14 protein-coding genes are annotated in these 14188 nt (G+C 63.4%); 5 read left to right on the top strand and 9 right to left on the bottom strand.

Annotation, left to right across the window (positions count from 1 at the left end):
* Positions 1–11 precede the first annotated feature (11 nt).
* The 4 genes from ACQR07_RS24060 to ACQR07_RS24045 all read right to left on the bottom strand — a co-directional run bounded on the left by ACQR07_RS24060 (position 12) and on the right by ACQR07_RS24045 (position 4081).
* On the bottom strand, positions 12–1568 hold the full coding sequence (locus ACQR07_RS24060) for an IS630 family transposase (protein WP_434904609.1): 1557 nt from the start codon (positions 1566–1568) through the stop codon (positions 12–14).
* Positions 1569–2088: 520 nt separating this feature from the next.
* Positions 2089–2823, bottom strand: coding sequence for a hypothetical protein (locus tag ACQR07_RS24055; protein ID WP_434904608.1), 735 nt, complete (start codon positions 2821–2823; stop codon positions 2089–2091).
* Between the two features lie 425 nt (positions 2824–3248).
* Positions 3249–3494 (bottom strand): hypothetical protein, encoded by a 246-nt coding sequence (locus ACQR07_RS24050; protein ID WP_434904607.1) that lies wholly within the window; start codon positions 3492–3494, stop codon positions 3249–3251.
* Positions 3491–4081 carry an RNA polymerase sigma factor gene (locus ACQR07_RS24045; protein WP_434904606.1) on the bottom strand — a complete coding sequence of 197 codons (591 nt, stop codon included), beginning with the start codon at positions 4079–4081 and terminating at the stop codon, positions 3491–3493. The genes ACQR07_RS24050 and ACQR07_RS24045 overlap by 4 nt, the downstream gene beginning before the upstream one ends.
* A 116-nt stretch (positions 4082–4197) precedes the next feature.
* Between ACQR07_RS24045 and ACQR07_RS24040 the strand changes: the two genes are divergently transcribed.
* The 4 genes from ACQR07_RS24040 to tnpB all read left to right on the top strand — a co-directional run bounded on the left by ACQR07_RS24040 (position 4198) and on the right by tnpB (position 7424).
* The gene (locus ACQR07_RS24040; RefSeq protein ID WP_434904605.1) at positions 4198–5106 is read left to right on the top strand and encodes a protein-L-isoaspartate O-methyltransferase family protein; all 909 of its coding nucleotides are present in this window, start codon (positions 4198–4200) and stop codon (positions 5104–5106) included.
* A gap of 422 nt (positions 5107–5528) precedes the next feature.
* Complete coding sequence (gene tnpA, locus ACQR07_RS24035; RefSeq protein ID WP_434904604.1) at positions 5529–6338, top strand: IS66 family insertion sequence element accessory protein TnpA; 810 nt, start codon at positions 5529–5531, stop codon at positions 6336–6338.
* Positions 6224–7108: an IS66 family insertion sequence element accessory protein TnpA gene (tnpA, locus tag ACQR07_RS24030; protein WP_434904603.1), complete on the top strand. Its 885-nt coding sequence runs from the start codon at positions 6224–6226 to the stop codon at positions 7106–7108. Before tnpA (ACQR07_RS24035) ends, tnpA (ACQR07_RS24030) begins: the two co-directional genes overlap by 115 nt.
* Positions 7038–7424 carry an IS66 family insertion sequence element accessory protein TnpB gene (gene tnpB, locus ACQR07_RS24025; protein ID WP_434904602.1) on the top strand — a complete coding sequence of 129 codons (387 nt, stop codon included), beginning with the start codon at positions 7038–7040 and terminating at the stop codon, positions 7422–7424. The genes tnpA (ACQR07_RS24030) and tnpB overlap by 71 nt, the downstream gene beginning before the upstream one ends.
* Positions 7425–7732: 308 nt before the next feature.
* Here tnpB and ACQR07_RS24020 read toward each other — a convergent pair whose 3' ends face one another.
* Together ACQR07_RS24020 and tnpA (ACQR07_RS24015) are read right to left on the bottom strand one after the other, a co-directional pair.
* Positions 7733–7933, bottom strand: coding sequence for a hypothetical protein (locus ACQR07_RS24020; protein ID WP_434904601.1), 201 nt, complete (start codon positions 7931–7933; stop codon positions 7733–7735).
* Positions 7933–8295, bottom strand: coding sequence for an IS66-like element accessory protein TnpA (gene tnpA / locus ACQR07_RS24015; protein WP_434904600.1), 363 nt, complete (start codon positions 8293–8295; stop codon positions 7933–7935). Before tnpA (ACQR07_RS24015) ends, ACQR07_RS24020 begins: the two co-directional genes overlap by 1 nt.
* Positions 8296–8451: 156 nt before the next feature.
* Between tnpA (ACQR07_RS24015) and ACQR07_RS24010 the strand changes: the two genes are divergently transcribed.
* Positions 8452–8598 carry a hypothetical protein gene (locus ACQR07_RS24010; RefSeq protein ID WP_434904599.1) on the top strand — a complete coding sequence of 49 codons (147 nt, stop codon included), beginning with the start codon at positions 8452–8454 and terminating at the stop codon, positions 8596–8598.
* A 237-nt stretch (positions 8599–8835) separates the two neighbouring features.
* Here the strand turns inward: ACQR07_RS24010 and ACQR07_RS24005 are convergent, their stop codons facing one another.
* The 3 genes from ACQR07_RS24005 to ACQR07_RS23995 form a co-directional block, all read right to left on the bottom strand.
* Positions 8836–10587: a ShlB/FhaC/HecB family hemolysin secretion/activation protein gene (locus ACQR07_RS24005; protein ID WP_434904598.1), complete on the bottom strand. Its 1752-nt coding sequence runs from the start codon at positions 10585–10587 to the stop codon at positions 8836–8838.
* 275 nt (positions 10588–10862) lie between these two features.
* Entirely contained in the window at positions 10863–11396 is a 534-nt protein-coding gene (locus tag ACQR07_RS24000) for an invasion associated locus B family protein (protein WP_434904597.1), read from the bottom strand.
* A gap of 128 nt (positions 11397–11524) precedes the next feature.
* Positions 11525–14188: beta strand repeat-containing protein (locus ACQR07_RS23995; protein WP_434904596.1), on the bottom strand; the 2664-nt coding region annotated here is incomplete at its 5' end.

The following is a 14188-nucleotide window of genomic DNA, read 5'->3' as shown; positions in this document are numbered from 1 at the left end:
AGGCCGTGCAATCATCCAAACCGCGGATCTTTACAATTATTGGAAGAAGAGAATTCGGGCGACACTCTCTCCTTGCCCCAAAGCTTGCCACCGGCGCGCCCAGGGTTGCGCTCAAAGTGCACGTTACGCTCACAGAAGTACCGATCGATAGCCCGCTTGGCTTCTTCAATCGATTCGTAGTCGCTGTTGTGAATGATGGCGCGAGCCATGCCGCTGAACACCGATTCGATCACATTGAGGAACTGTGCCCGCGCGGGAAGCGAGGCGATTGCGACCTGCGGGCCTTTATTGCCGGCACCGACGTTGTGTATGTCGATACGCTCAAGCAGCTTCTTTGAGACGTGCCAGGATGCGGCGTCCCAAGAAAGATACAGCTTCTTGCAGTGCTTATACTTTGCGACGAGAGCTTCCATCATTCTGATCATCTCGTCGGTGTTCTTCTTTTGGCTGTAGAAATGCGTAATCTGGTTAGACGACAATTCAATAGCCGCCGTCACGATGATCGAGCCCTTTGATCTCTGCCATTGTGACACAATTTTTTGCTCTCCAGGGCCGACCAGCATGCGTCCGGGCTGAGCTTTGACAGCAAAAGGCCCGAATTCGTCGATCGAGAAAAAGGCTTCATCTGTCTTGAGGTCGGCAAGAATAGAACGGATGTGCTGCAGCTTTTGCGAAAATTCCGGATCATTCGAGGTCAGCACGGTCCGTGCTTTGCGCCAGCGATAGCCAGCTCGTTTCACGATCGTCCGGATGACGTCTTCGCAAGCGGGCTGTCCCGTCTTGGACATGACGCGCACCAAGTCAACCATCTTCCATGTCGTGCGGTTGATGTCGAAATTGCGGGGCGGCTGGTGCAGGATATTGAACAGAGCCTCTTTCACTTTTTGATCGTCGAACTTGCGGTACGAATTGACGCGATGGGCAAAGAGAGCTTCGATCCCCCCACTCTCAAACAGACGAACCGATCTTAAGTAGCTTGATCGACATTGCTTCAGAATGCGGCATGCCAAGCTAGTCCGCAAGCTGCTGTGCGCGGCGACAACTGCAAGAGCGCGACGACGCTCACTAGTCGATCCCATTTTAAGCTTGTCGATTAGAAGCTTGATATCCGAATGGCATCGAAGGGAGGCCGGAAGGTCCTCCTGACTTATGGGTTTGTGTAACTGTTCGAGCAGTCGGAGGAACCTGCCTTGATCGGGAGAGGCATGCAACTGCTGACGACGGACTAAGATTGCTGTGATAGTCGATGGCGCGGGCGCCGAGACGCACCCGGTCGATCGAAGATGAGAGGCAATCTTTCGCGCACCCCACGTCGGGTGAGCAGCACGCACGGTAAGCACCGCCGTTTCGATGAGATCCGAACAACGGTTCGGGGTGTGATGTGGTCGGTGTGACCGGCTTTTCAAACCTTCTGCACCAGCGTCTCGAAACCGCTTGAGGGTTTCATAACCTGTCTGCCGACTGATGTTGAACTGCCTGCAAAGGCTCTGAATGTTGGCGTCCGGGGCACGCGCCAGCTGCACGAATTCGTTACGGGCTTCACTAAGCGTATTTGACTTCCAGGGCACGCCGCACCTCCGTTTACAGGTGACAAGCTTGGCGGTTGAGCCTGAGGCCTCAATAAATCTGACCCTAGGCGGGCATCGCCTGGTCTATTACCAGGCCTCAAGCAGACTTCCTCGCCACAACGCCTTGTTCTATCTGCCCCATAGGGCAGCGTTACTGCCGCGCTGAGCCACGATAACCGCCACAGATGTGGTCGTCTCCCCCCACCTCCCGCAAGCCGCCCAAAGGCCGGCTGTCTTCGGAGATGCGAGTACCGGCAGACTGCTGCAGCTCGGTAACGCTCTCGGACCGCCGCCACCTGGCCTTTGCGTGCGCCCTGATGCGCTTCAAAGGAAACCGGTGCCTGAGCCAATGCTAGTTGTGCCAATCTCCTGAGCCCGCGCTCGGGCCTGCCGCCTATAGTTTCTGGATTGGAAGAAACTGAGGCCTCGTCGCGGCAGAACTCTCGGTTCCACGCTAGACGGCCTAATGCGCTCTGCGACGTCGAGCTTTCTCGCGTGGCTGCTCCGAGTGCGACCTTTTTCACGGCATTCGTGCTCCACAACAGCGGTCACTTGCCCCTGCCATTAGGGCTCCCCAGCAAACGCCGATACCGTTTGCCGAGCTCAATGATCGCCAATCGGTCGAGTTCACCTCGTCTATAGCGTTCCCGCAAGTCAGCTCGTTCTTGGTCCGGAAGCTCGGCAAGCATTTCCCCCCCTCAGCAACGTCGTCGAATAGCTGCACGATTCCCGGATCCAGACGAGCGTCGTCATCCTGCAGCCGATCCTGCGCCGTTTTCACAGGGTTGGCCCGCCACTCGGTAGACCAGGCCCGCGCTTGATCAGATCTGTTTTTATATAGTTCTTTATAGGCAGGTCCCTCAGGGCCCCGCGGTGAGTCTTTATACGCAGGTCCCTTTTGGACCCGCGGAGCCGCAGGTCCCTTTCGACCCCGCGGACGCGCCGACTTGTCCACAGGTGCCGGCACGTCACGGACGACGTAATCAATCTCGCCGAACCGATGTCCGTCGACAATTCGTTGCGCTTCGCGGGTGACGTAGCCGGCGGCGATCAACACTCGGAAGATGCGCTGCAGCTTCTTGCGGCCGACGAGGAGGGTTCGCCCGATATGATCGAGGCGGACGTGCCACTTGTGAGGGCGTGACAAGAGATAGCCGAGAACGCCCTTGGCCTCGACCGAAAGGCGGGAGTCCGCGAAGACCGCGTTCGGGACGATGGTGAACTGCGCCTTGTGCTCGCGACGGACAATGGTCACCGGCGGGTGACCGTCCAGGTAAGCCCCCGCAAATTGGCGCGAACTTCAGCCGGCCGACGGCACCCTGCTCCCACGGAACGGCGTGCGAGGTCCACCTGAGTATTCGCCTCGTTCAGGAGCTTGCAGGACCTCGCATTCGTCGGTGTGCCCAACTCACTCTGGCAACGGCCGCACGGCGACATAGGTCGATTGTGCCACAGCAACTCCGGGCTCGCACATCGCCGAGTCTTCGCTGTGCTACGCCGCTATGCGATCGACAGGTCGCGGGGTTCTGAGAGATGCGAGAGGCGTCAACCGCAATGAGCGTCGCCAGTGCGAGGCTCGCCGTGGGCCGCATGCTGTCCCCCAAACCGGCCGCCCCTTCTCATCCGACCGTCCCTCAGAGAGACCGGCTCCCCTCCTCTTCCAGGCCTTCTCCCACCCGATCAGTGCCGATTGTGATGTGATAGGACAGACTCCAGCCCGCGTTCTGTATCGCTAGAGCTGACAATGCGGGGCTCGCCGCCCTCGGCAGCTTGCGCCGCCTTGACGAGACGCCTGACCTGCCGTGCCGTGCCAGCCAGGGCATGTCCCTGAATCTCCCGGAGTTCCTCGTCAGTCGCCGCAATGACGTTATCGCTGAGCGCCTGGAGCAGGCGCGCGAGTTCAAGACGGGGGTGCCAGCGTGTCATGGCGTGCTCCAATTCCGTTGGTGCCGGAGCAGCGCGCGCCGCATTCGCCGCCGCGCAGTATCGTAAGCGATAGCCGAGATGCCATACGCCCGGCAGATGTCCCTCGCCGTCAGGCCGTTGGCCAGCCCGTCAATGATCTGCAACACGACCGGATCTCCCGCAAACAGCCGGAACACCTCGGCGAGCCCTGCGACCGCCACAGCGACGCGTTCGGGATCGGCCAATTCGTCAACGGGATCGCTCGGGACGCCGTGCTGGCCGGGATCATCGCGGCTGACCAGTAGCCGTTGCTCGCTCCGAACGCGCCGCCAATAGTCGTCGCAGAGGCTGCGCATGACGCCGGACAAGAAAGCCAGGATCGGCACGCCCAGCGGCCAGACCCGCGATCCGTCGAGAACGCGGAGGATGGCCTCATGCAGCACGTCGGTCCAGCCGATCCCTCCGGGCAGCCCGCGGCTCCACAATTGCGCCAGAGCCTTCAGCCGCACCAGATCGGTCTCGGACAAGGCCTCGATCGCCGCCGCCGCATCGGCGACGGTGCGACCGGCGTTCGAGCCAACTCCAGGAGTGCCAATCGATCGTTCCATCACCCCTATTATGCGGCCGAGCAGATACGTTGCGGACAGCCTCAGGAAAAATTTTGCGCCGTGTCCGCGGTACCGATCCGAGATCCGCATCCTCTCCATGTTGAGAGGAGAGAACCGTGGATCAGATCGCAAATGCACGCCGCTGGTATGCCGAAGACCTACGCTGCAAGACGCCAATCCTGCGCAACCCACACATCGTCGAGGCCTTCGGCGCCGTCCCGCGAGAGGCGTTCGTCGGCGCCGGTCCTTGGTGGATCATCCCATACCCCTACCGGGAGCCGTTGATCACCCCGGACGACGATCCGCGTTGGCTCTATCACGACGTCCTGGTCTCGATTGATCCAAGCCGGAAGCTCAACAATGGGATGCCGAGCTTTTGGGCTCGCAATTTCGAGCACCTCGATATCGCCCGAGGTGAACGGGTGCTGCAGATCGGAGCGGGCAGCGGCTACTATTCAGCCGTGCTCGCCGAAATCGTCGGGCCCTCCGGGCGGGTAACTGCGGTCGAAGTCGACCCGGCTCTCGCCGCTCGAGCTCACGCCAACCTGAAGGGCAGGCCGCAGGTCCAAGTGATCTCGGGCGACGGCCAAGATGTCCATGCCGACGCGAGCGACCATGACGTCGTGATCGTGTTCGCGGGCTGCACGCATCCGGCTCCGCAATGGCTGGATGGCCTCGCCGACAACGGTCGGCTGCTGCTCCCGTTGACTAGCGAAGATTGGTCCGGCTTCCTGCTGCGCGTGGTCCGCCGCGGTGCTTCTTTCGATGCCTCCTCGATCGGCGGGGTCAGCATCTATCCCTGCACAAACGGCCGCGATGAGGACGCCAGCCGCCGGCTGAGGAGCGCCCTTGAGAACTCGCCGATCATGAATGTCCCGGTCCAAACGCTCCACCGTGGCATTCCGTCATCAGCCGAGTCCGAACGGGTCTGGTATCAGGCACGTGGCTTCTGGCTGGAGCGACAGGGATCGGAGGTCGATGCGACCACACAGCAGGCCGAAGGCGGCAACAAAGACACCGCCTGATGCGCGATCCGAGTCATCGTCAAAGACAGCCTTCCCCCAGCCCCGCGGCGGAATGCGTCAGCGCAGACCCTGAGGCACGACGACAGCGACAGGACTTCTTCTGCCCGTGCAAACTGAGAAGCGAATACCGGGCTTAGCGCGGAATGATCCGAATCTTTCGCTGGAGTTCGCTACAGTACGATCAGTGCTGAAATGATCTTTGAATTTGCTAGCAAAACTCTCAATAGCGGCACGCCCACCGACCGACCGGCACGGTTGAACGCAAGCCATGTCAATGGCTTGCAGTTCAACCGGCGAGCCCTTTTTATCTTGCCCTAGAACGTCGCCCGGTAAGCGTCCGGTAAGCGTCCGGACCTTGCACGTCTTTTCGGTAGTACATTGTCGCTCCATTTCGGGTTCTCTGCTGCTGTGGAGAATCTCCGGTGGGACCCAAACATTTCGAGAACAAGGCCCGCCGCGAATGGTGGTCGCTGCACATTGAAGCGTGGCGCCGAAGCGGCCTCGGGATCCGCAAATACTGCCAACGACACCGTCTGACCGAGAACACGTTCCGGCGTTGGCTCAAGCGGCTGGCCGGCGAAGAGGCCGCGCTCAAACTCGAGAAACAACAGACGGAATCGCGCCGCGAGCGCGCCCGGGAGGAGCGGCAACAGGCGCTCCGGAAGCAGAAGCAACGCAGATTCACGGTCATCTCGGATGTGCATAATCGGGCGTCCCAAGCGTTCTGGGCGATGCATGTCGAGGCGCTGAACTGGAGCGGAATGGGTCTCCGCGCCTACGCTGTCGCAATGCAGTTGTCGCCGCACTCGCTGCGCAAATGGCGTGACCGGCTGGACGCTGGCGAGGTCACGACCGACTGGCGCGCCCATCTTCATCCCTCCGCCCGGCCCATCGTTAGCAGCGTCGTAAGCAGCGCTGCTAACGCGCCCGACTGCGAAACGAGCTTGACAGATGAGGTACGTGATGGGCGCGCGAACCGGCGCCGGTTCACGGGCGAGGAGAAGCTCGAGATCGTGCGTGAGTCCGACGTTGCGGGTAAGCGTCCGGACCTTGCTCGTCTTTTCGGTAGTACATTGTCGCTCCATTTCGGGTTCTCTGCTGCTGTGGAGAATCTCCGGTGGGACCCAAACATTTCGAGAACAAGGCCCGCCGCGAATGGTGGTCGCTGCACGCGGAAGCGTGGCGCCGAAGCGGCCTCGGGATCCGCAAATACTGCCAGCAACACCGTCTGACCGAGAACACATTCCGGCCTTGGCTTAAGCGGCTGGCCGGCGAAGAAGCTGCGCTCAAGCTCGAGAAACAACAGACGGAATCGCGCGGCGAGCGCGCCCGGGAGGAGCGGCAACAGGCGCTCCGAAAGCAGAAGCAGCACAGGTTCACGATCACCTCGGATGTACGCAATCGGGCGTCTCAGGCGTTCTGGGCAATGCATGTCGAGGCGCTGAACTGGAGCGGAATGGGTCTCCGCGCCTACGCTGTCGCAATGCAGCTGTCGCCGCATTCGCTGCGCAAATGGCGCGACCGACTGGCCACCGGGGAGGTCACGATCGACTGGCGCGCCCATCTTCACCCCTCCGCCCGTCCGGCCGTTAGCACTAGTGCTAGGAACTCACAGCCCGAACGGCGCTTGACAGCCGCCGAAATCGGCGATCCGGCGGCGCCGCCGGCACCGGTTCGCCGCTTCTTCAGCGACGAGGAAAAGCTCGCGATCGCCGAGGAAACCGAGCTACCAGGCGCCAAGGTCTCTGCCGTCGCACGCAAGCACGGCATCGTCACCGGGCTGCTGTTCTGCTGGCGCGCGCAGTTCGGCATCGCGCAAAAGAAGCGCTCCAAGCTCGCCCGTGTCGTGTTGCCCGACGACATGCCCGCCGCGCGCGCCCTGCGCGATCTCGTGCGTCCACCGGAGGGCATGGTGGCCGTCGACCTCGTCGGTGGACGGCGTGCCTTCGCTGCCGCCGGCAGCGATCCGGACGCCGTGCGAGCGCAGATCGAGAGCAAATAGACCGCACAATAATGTTCGTTCCTGCAGGCGTGAAAGTGCACCCGGCGCTCGGCTACACCGACATGCGCAAAGGTATGGATGGGCTCGCAATCTGGTCCAGGACACGCTCAAGAAGGATCCGTTCTCCGGTAATCTGTTCGCCTTCCGCGGCAAGAAGGCATCGATCCTCAAGGTACTCTTCTTGGACGGAAACGGCCTTTGTCTGTTCACCAAACGCATCGACCAGGGCGGCTTCGTGTGGCCGGTGATGGCAGGCTATAATGGCGCGATCACGCTCACGCCTGCGCAGCTCGCGATGCTGCTTGAGGGCAATTAAAGATACCCATAGGAGCCACGATGACGTGGCCGTTTGCGATGAGGTCGAGGTCGTCGACCCTCGCCATCCGCTCTACGGACGACGCTATCGCCTGATCTCGGTCGGCAAGGAATCGACCACGCGCGGAGCGTGCAAGGAGCCTTTTGCGCGTGTACATTATCGATTCGGTCTCACGCTTCTTTTGCCGCTCGGGGTGACAAATCTTGAGCGGAATACCTTGTCGCGCGCCGCGCCGACCAAGCTGGACCTGGACGCGCTGCAGGATCTCATCGCGTTGGCCGAAGAGAGCGAGGGCACATGCCCATCGCTCACCTCCCGCATGACTTGGCCGAGATCTTCCGCGATCGCTTGCCGGAGCGCTTCCGGTAAGCTTCGCCAGACCTGTCGAGGTTCGATGGGCATGTGCCCTCGCTCTCTTCGGCCAACGCCAGACCATCGAAGCCCTTGCGCATATCGGTATGGCCGGTCGCCAGCCAGACCTGGGTGCCGGAGGGCATCGGGATCGTCATCAAGAGCCCGCCGGGAGTGCCGCGATCACCGCCGTCACTATCGCGGGATCCGCCGAGCCGCTGATCCGGATCTTCGTCTCGGCCCCGATCTCGACCTCGATCAGCCCTTGCGTGCGGGCTGTTGCCACGTGCGGATCGGCGGCGATCGTGACCGCGGCAAAGCCGGGCGATGGCGTCTCTTTCCAGCAGAGCTGCTGGCGCCAGCGGAACACCTGGCTGGAATGCCCCCCGAACGCACGCGCCACACCCAGGATCGTCGCCCCTGGCTGCAACGCTGCAGCGACGACGCGCTCCTTGTCCACCCGTGACCAATGCCGCCGTCGCCGCTCCGACGTGATCACTTCCACTTCCGCTTTGGCCATAGGACTAGCTCCAGGACTAGTCCTATGGCTTCGCGAAGCCTCACTGCCGACGCAAGGCGGCCGTCACCGGGGGCTTACTGATCGACTGGCGCGCGCATCTTAATCCCCGCGCCCGTTAGCACTGGTGCTAATTAGGAACTCTCAGCCGAACACCACTTGACCATCGCAGAAATTAGCGATCCGGCACCGGCGCTGCGCTTCTTCAGCGACCGGGAGAAGCTCGCGATTGCCAACGAAACCGAGCTACCAGACGCCGAGGTCTCTGCCGTTGCGCTCAAGCATGCGATTATCGCCGGGCTGTAGCACCATGGATATGCAGCTCGACCTTGGCGTCTCGACCCGCTCGGCAGGCGACCTTGTGCAGGCCATCGGCATGACTAGCTTCTCCGACTCAGCCTCATGCTCATAAGTCGGGCGCACAGCGGTCGAGGGCAATAGCCATTTCGACCTGACGCAAATTAGGGCCTAGCACATCATACCGAAGCACCGGACGCAAGACTCAACGGCTTGGTGAAATAGACAGCCAAATCCGACTGTGTCTCAAAAGTTCAGCACTGCGCGCAGTTGGAGGCGCCAAGCGCCAGATGCCGTGTCGGGTCCTGGCCTGAGCGCTGCGGCAACCGAGACTGTCGATGAGAAGTTCGAACCTATCCGATAATCGAAGCCGAGGCCGACCGAGGACAAAGTGGTGCTGCGGTTGAAAAAGACATCGCGACCGCAACCGAAGTCGGCGAGCAGGAAGGGAGACATCGTGTCGCTGAATTTGGGCTGTCGTGACGGGCTGAACGACGGCAGGTACAACGAATTGCGCATCACAACCCCTTTATCGACGGTGCCGTCCTCCGTCACGTAGCCGCGCACCAGGTCACTGCCGCCCAGGCCAATACGCTCGGTGTCGGGGAGCGGCTTGGTCGCGACGAGCGCCAGGACGTCTGTCTTCAGCGACCAATCGGCGATCGGCGTCACTCGGTTGAAGCCGATCGTCACGAAGGTTGTACGCACGTCGTTGATGCGGCCGTTGGTGAACAAGCTCCAGTCCGCCGCCGTATTGTGCCCCAGCACGCCGCCGGGATTGCTCTTAAGCCTGATATCGAGGCTGTTGCTGCCGAGACCGTCGCTCCAGCGCCCGTTCCACCCTATCAGCCATTGCGCCACTTCGGCTCGGCCGTCGGCGACATCGATCCCGGTGAAGAACGTCGTCCGGTTCTGCCGCTTCAGCTCGATGCCGCCGAGCAGATCGCCGCGTGCCAACGGCACGATATCGGATAGGGCCTGGTGGTAGACCGCGGCCCCTTCCGTGGTGAGTGTCCTGATGCGAAAAGGATCGGACGGGCGCTCGTTGGTCTGCACCAAGTCACCGGTGAGCTCCAGGCTCGATCGCCAGCTTATAGGGATCACCAGCCGGGCCGCCGGACTGAGATACTTCGCTTCCCCAATGTCGCCGAAGGCCTGGCCATTGGCCAACCAGACATCCTTGGAAGTCGTCAGTTGAAACGATGCGTAGATGTCGTGATACGGGGCCGGGAGCATAGTGAATGGCGCAGCAGCAGCACCGACGAAGACGCGATCGCGATCGGTCGATCGCGTGCCGCTGTTGGCATAGCCGCCGAACACCTGCCACGGCAGCCTGGCTGTCTGCTGCAAGGTGAGATTGGTCTGGGCCAGATCCTTGCCGGGGCCGAACACCGCTTCGATCTGCCTGAACGGGTTGCGATTGGCCCAATCGAGGTCGGTCTCGAGCCGGCGCGCATCGACGAGCTCGCCCGGCGACGTGCGGATGCGCTGCGGCGGGAAATCCGCAGCCGGCGCGCCGCTCACGGCCACCTTGCCGACCTTGAACGCAATGACGCGGAGCTGAAGAACGCCGGTCGTCACCTCCTGGGGCGGCACGATGATCGAAACGAATGGACGACCCGCCTCGCGATAGGCGGCTGCAACGGCGGCCTGGATCTCGGACATGAGCTTGCGCGTCAGCGACTGGCCTATGTAGCGATCGAGCCTGCTGGCGACCAAAGCCGCGTCGATGCCTTCGATCGCCTCGACGGTTATTCCAGACGCGCTGCGCTTCTTCGCGATCGCGCCTGAGCCGGTCACGGCGATGCCCCGGAGGTCGACCCCGAGGGGGCTCGCATCATCGGATCGCTGCAGATCCTGATCGATCCAGATGATCGGCGAGCGATGCGGCGGCTCGGGCGGTAGATAGCGTTCGACCGGCAGCGTGGGGACGGCCGTCTGCGCATGCGCGACCGAGCACGTCATCGACCCGGCCAGCAGGATCGCGATCGTGATCATGGCCGGGGCACGACTGCACTCCACTGTCCGCGATAAGCTGCCGGCTCCACATGCGGCCATCATCTGCCTCGCGCCAAGTATCCGAATCAACGTTAGTGATGCAGGATGAGCCAGGTCGAGAAGCTTCCGGTTAACCGAACCTTGCGGCGCGTGCTTTCGTGGCCTGTGTGGCGTTCCTGATACAAAGTCTGCGCGCATGAATTGTAATAACGCGACGATTGCGTCCGCCAGGTAGCAGATGCCCCTCGGCAGGCCTGCGCTTCTCACCTCTGGATTCACCGTGACAACGCCAGGGTGCGGTCGAATGCGCCGGGAAAACCTTTCAACGAGATCGGCAAGATCATCTCCTTGCTGGTCTCGGCCGCGGTCACCTTGAGCTTGAGCGTCGTGCCCTTGCGCAAGGCGGCGACCGCCTTGCCATCGAAGCTCAACGGCACGATGCAGCCTGCGGGCAGACAGGTGCGGAATCGGAGCGTCGGCAGCAGCGCTCCGTCATCGACCTGCAGCGTCACGCCGGGGTCGAGCGCGAGCCCGAACGGCAGGACCAGGATGCCCTCCGCCCTGTCCGTCGCGGACGCGCTCAGCGTGAGCAGCAGCACGCGCTGTTTGCTTTGCGGATCGGATTGTTGCTGCGAGAGCGCGCAGCGCGACACGCCGCCCTGCGGCGCGCAGGCGACCTGCCAGTCCTGAAACGTCTCCTGAAGCGCATTGGCGCCACTCGGCAAGGTCGCGGGCGGAGGCGGTGGAGCCTCGGTCTTGTCACTCGGGGGCTGAGCCGCGGCCATCTGAGGGAGCAGGCAACTCACCATGATCAGAGCGATCCGGCGGAGTTGCGATCGGCCACGATCGGCTTTCCGTCCCGGCCGGCTATCAAGATTCAAGGTCGTCACCGTCACGCATTCGCTTCCGCTGTCATTCCAGAACGTCCTTTGCATGATCATGGCGCCGCGAACCTGACGTAGGGGCCGAGGTCGCGGTTGTCCGCATGCGGCAGCCAGAGGCAGCGGCCCTGGCCGGAGATGCATGTGCTCCTTGCCTGGCCGGAACGCCCCTGGTTCGAGCCTCGCGTCAGGCCGGCGGTGGTCCAGGCTGGCCGCGTCTGCATCGGCCGCGCGTACGAGCCGAAAGTGGTCGGAAAGTCGCGCGGCAGCACAACAGTAAAGGTGCCGCCGCGGTAGGTGAGCGTGTAGTTCGAGGACGCCGACAGCGTCCCCTGGCCGATGGCGTAGACGCCCGGCTGCTCGCCCGGCGCCCGGGCGAGCTGACCGCCCAGCGCGTCGTTGCCGAGCAGACCACCCGAGCTGATCGTGTAGGTGAGCGGCGGATCGACCGCTCCGGCCAGCTTGCCCAGATCATTTGCCGTGACCGTGATCGGTCGCGGGCTGATGGTGCCGGACACGGCGACCGACAGCGAGCCGATCGCGTAATTGGCGCTGCTCAGCGTCATGCCGGTGAGCGTTGCCACGCTCCGCGCGCCGGCATTGACGCTGTCATAGCTGCCGGACGTGTAGGAGAAGCTGACGCTGTCGCCGTTGACGAGGTTGTTGGCGGCGGTCAGCGCTGCAGAACCGCCGCCGGCGGCCGTACTTGCGTCGTAGATCTTGTCGATGCCCGAGATCACGGCGGTGCCGTTGAGCAGGCGCGGCGTCACCTGCAGACTGGCGCCGGAAAAGCTCACCGCGTAGTTCGAGGACGCGGCGAGGCTGCCCTGCGTGATGGCGTAACTGCCAACGTTGCTCGTGGTATTGGCTGCGGCCGTGAGCGCGCCGCTCAAGGTGTCGCCATTGACCAGGCCGGCGCCCCCGACCGTATAGCTCAGCGCGGGATTGGCGTCGCCATAGGCCCGCGACGTCGCATCCGCGGCGACCGTGATCGATCGCGGCGTAACCTGAAGGTTGGCGCCGACATAGGTCAGCGCGTAGTTCGATGACGCGGCGAGGCTGCCTTGCGTGATGGCGTAGCTGCCGACGTTGCTCGCCGTGCTGGCTGCGGTCGCCAGCGCGCCGCTCAGCGTATCGCCATTGACCAGGCCGGCGCCCCCGACCGTATAGCTCAGCGCGGGATTGGCATCGCCATAAGCCCGCGACGTCGGATCGGCGGCGACCGTGATCGACCGCGGCGTGACCTGAAGATTCGCGCCGACATAGGTCACCGCGTAATTGGAGGACGCCCCGAGGCTGCCCTGGGTGATGGCATAGCCGCCCACATTGCTCGTCGCGTTCGCTGCCGTGGCCAGCGCTCCGGTCAGCACATCGCCATTGACGAGGCCTCCGCCACCAACGGCGTAGGTCAGTGTCGGATTGGCATTGCCATAGGTCCGGCTCTGCGCGTCGGCCGACACCGTGATCGCGCGGGGAACCACCTTGATGGTGCCGTTGTTCGACACCGTGAAGGCGTAGCCGGCCGCCGAGCTCATGCCGGTCACGTCGACCTGGATGGTGTAGGGCGAGCTCGCGGCGTTGGCCGTGGCCGCGAATCCGGCCGATGTCAGCACCGGCGCGCCAGTGACCGTAGCGGCGCTGGTATCGACCGTGAATGCTCCGGCGACGGCGGCCGGAAAGCCCGAAATGCTGTAATTCGTCCCCAGGACCGGATTGGCCAGCGTCACCACGTCGCCATAGGTCTTGTCGGCGAAATCGAGCGAGGTCACGGTCAGCACGGGATGGTTGGCGAAGACGTAGCGATTGCCGCTCTGGCCGACGCTGCCGGGAGAGAGCGACTGGATGGTCTGGCCAAAGATCGCGTCATTGGCGCTGTTCAGGCCGCCGAACGTGTCCTGCGCCGGCGCGCTGGAATAGATCAGCCACCGGCCGGAGCTGGCGGTGACCGCGCCGCTGCCCTGCTCGTTGATGAAGGCGCCCGCCGCCGACAGCACCGGGCTCGCGCCGGTGATGCTGGCGCCGCTCGCGATGGTGAGGTCGCCCGAGGTCGTCAGCGTCACCGCAGCAGACGTGGTCACGCCGACGATCGCACTGCCACCCGGCAACTGGCCGCTGTTGCCGACGGTGAGGCTGGCCGTGTCGTTGAGGCTCACGTTCGCGGCGTCGGCAGCGATGGTGGCGGCCTGGTTGGCCCCGCCGAGATCGAAGCTGCCCTGGCGCAGCACCAGCGTGCCGACAGTCAAGCCCGCGGTCTGGGTCAGGCTGCCGCTGCCATCGAGCACGAGCGTGCCGGTGACGGACAGCGCCTGGTCGAGCGCGAAGGTCGGGCTGGCGAAGCTGATCTGCCGGTTGGGGAGGATGAGACCCGTGACCGGCGAGCCGCTGCCGGCCGCCGCCGCGAAGGCCGTTTCGAGAGTGGACAGCGCGCTGGTGCCCGCGCCGGCGCGGTCGATCCGCCAGCCGCCATGGAGATCGAGATTGGGCAGCGTGGTGACGGTGCCCGAGGCGGCGGTGGTGGTGAAGCTGACGGCGTCGATGGCACCGGGGCCGCCGCCAGCCCGCGTATAGGTGACGACGCCCTGATTGTTGCCGAGCGTGCCCCCCGGTAGCGCGACGTAGTAGTAGCCGTTGGCGCCGGTCGAGACCGTCGCAAGCGTCGACCCGCCGGCGGCGGCGGAGACGAAGTTGGCCCCGCTTGCGGTCGAGGCCAGCGCCGTGGT

Source organism: Bradyrhizobium sp. HKCCYLS20291 (genome assembly GCF_051167715.1).
Lineage (GTDB): Bacteria > Pseudomonadota > Alphaproteobacteria > Rhizobiales > Xanthobacteraceae > Bradyrhizobium.
Note: the sequence above shows the minus strand (reverse complement) of the source record. Positions and strands in the feature narration are given on the sequence as shown.

What these genes read in the sequence shown, in the direction of transcription:
- tnpA (WP_434904600.1), bottom strand. Translation starts at nt 8,295, where the DNA reads ATGGCCAAAGCGGAAGTGGAAGTGATCACGTCGGAGCGGCGACGGCGG.
- ACQR07_RS24005 (WP_434904598.1), bottom strand. Translation starts at nt 10,587, where the DNA reads ATGATCACGATCGCGATCCTGCTGGCCGGGTCGATGACGTGCTCGGTC.
- ACQR07_RS24045 (WP_434904606.1), bottom strand. Translation starts at nt 4,081, where the DNA reads ATGGAACGATCGATTGGCACTCCTGGAGTTGGCTCGAACGCCGGTCGC.
- ACQR07_RS24020 (WP_434904601.1), bottom strand. Translation starts at nt 7,933, where the DNA reads ATGACGATCCCGATGCCCTCCGGCACCCAGGTCTGGCTGGCGACCGGC.
- ACQR07_RS24000 (WP_434904597.1), bottom strand. Translation starts at nt 11,396, where the DNA reads ATGGTGAGTTGCCTGCTCCCTCAGATGGCCGCGGCTCAGCCCCCGAGT.
- ACQR07_RS24050 (WP_434904607.1), bottom strand. Translation starts at nt 3,494, where the DNA reads ATGACACGCTGGCACCCCCGTCTTGAACTCGCGCGCCTGCTCCAGGCG.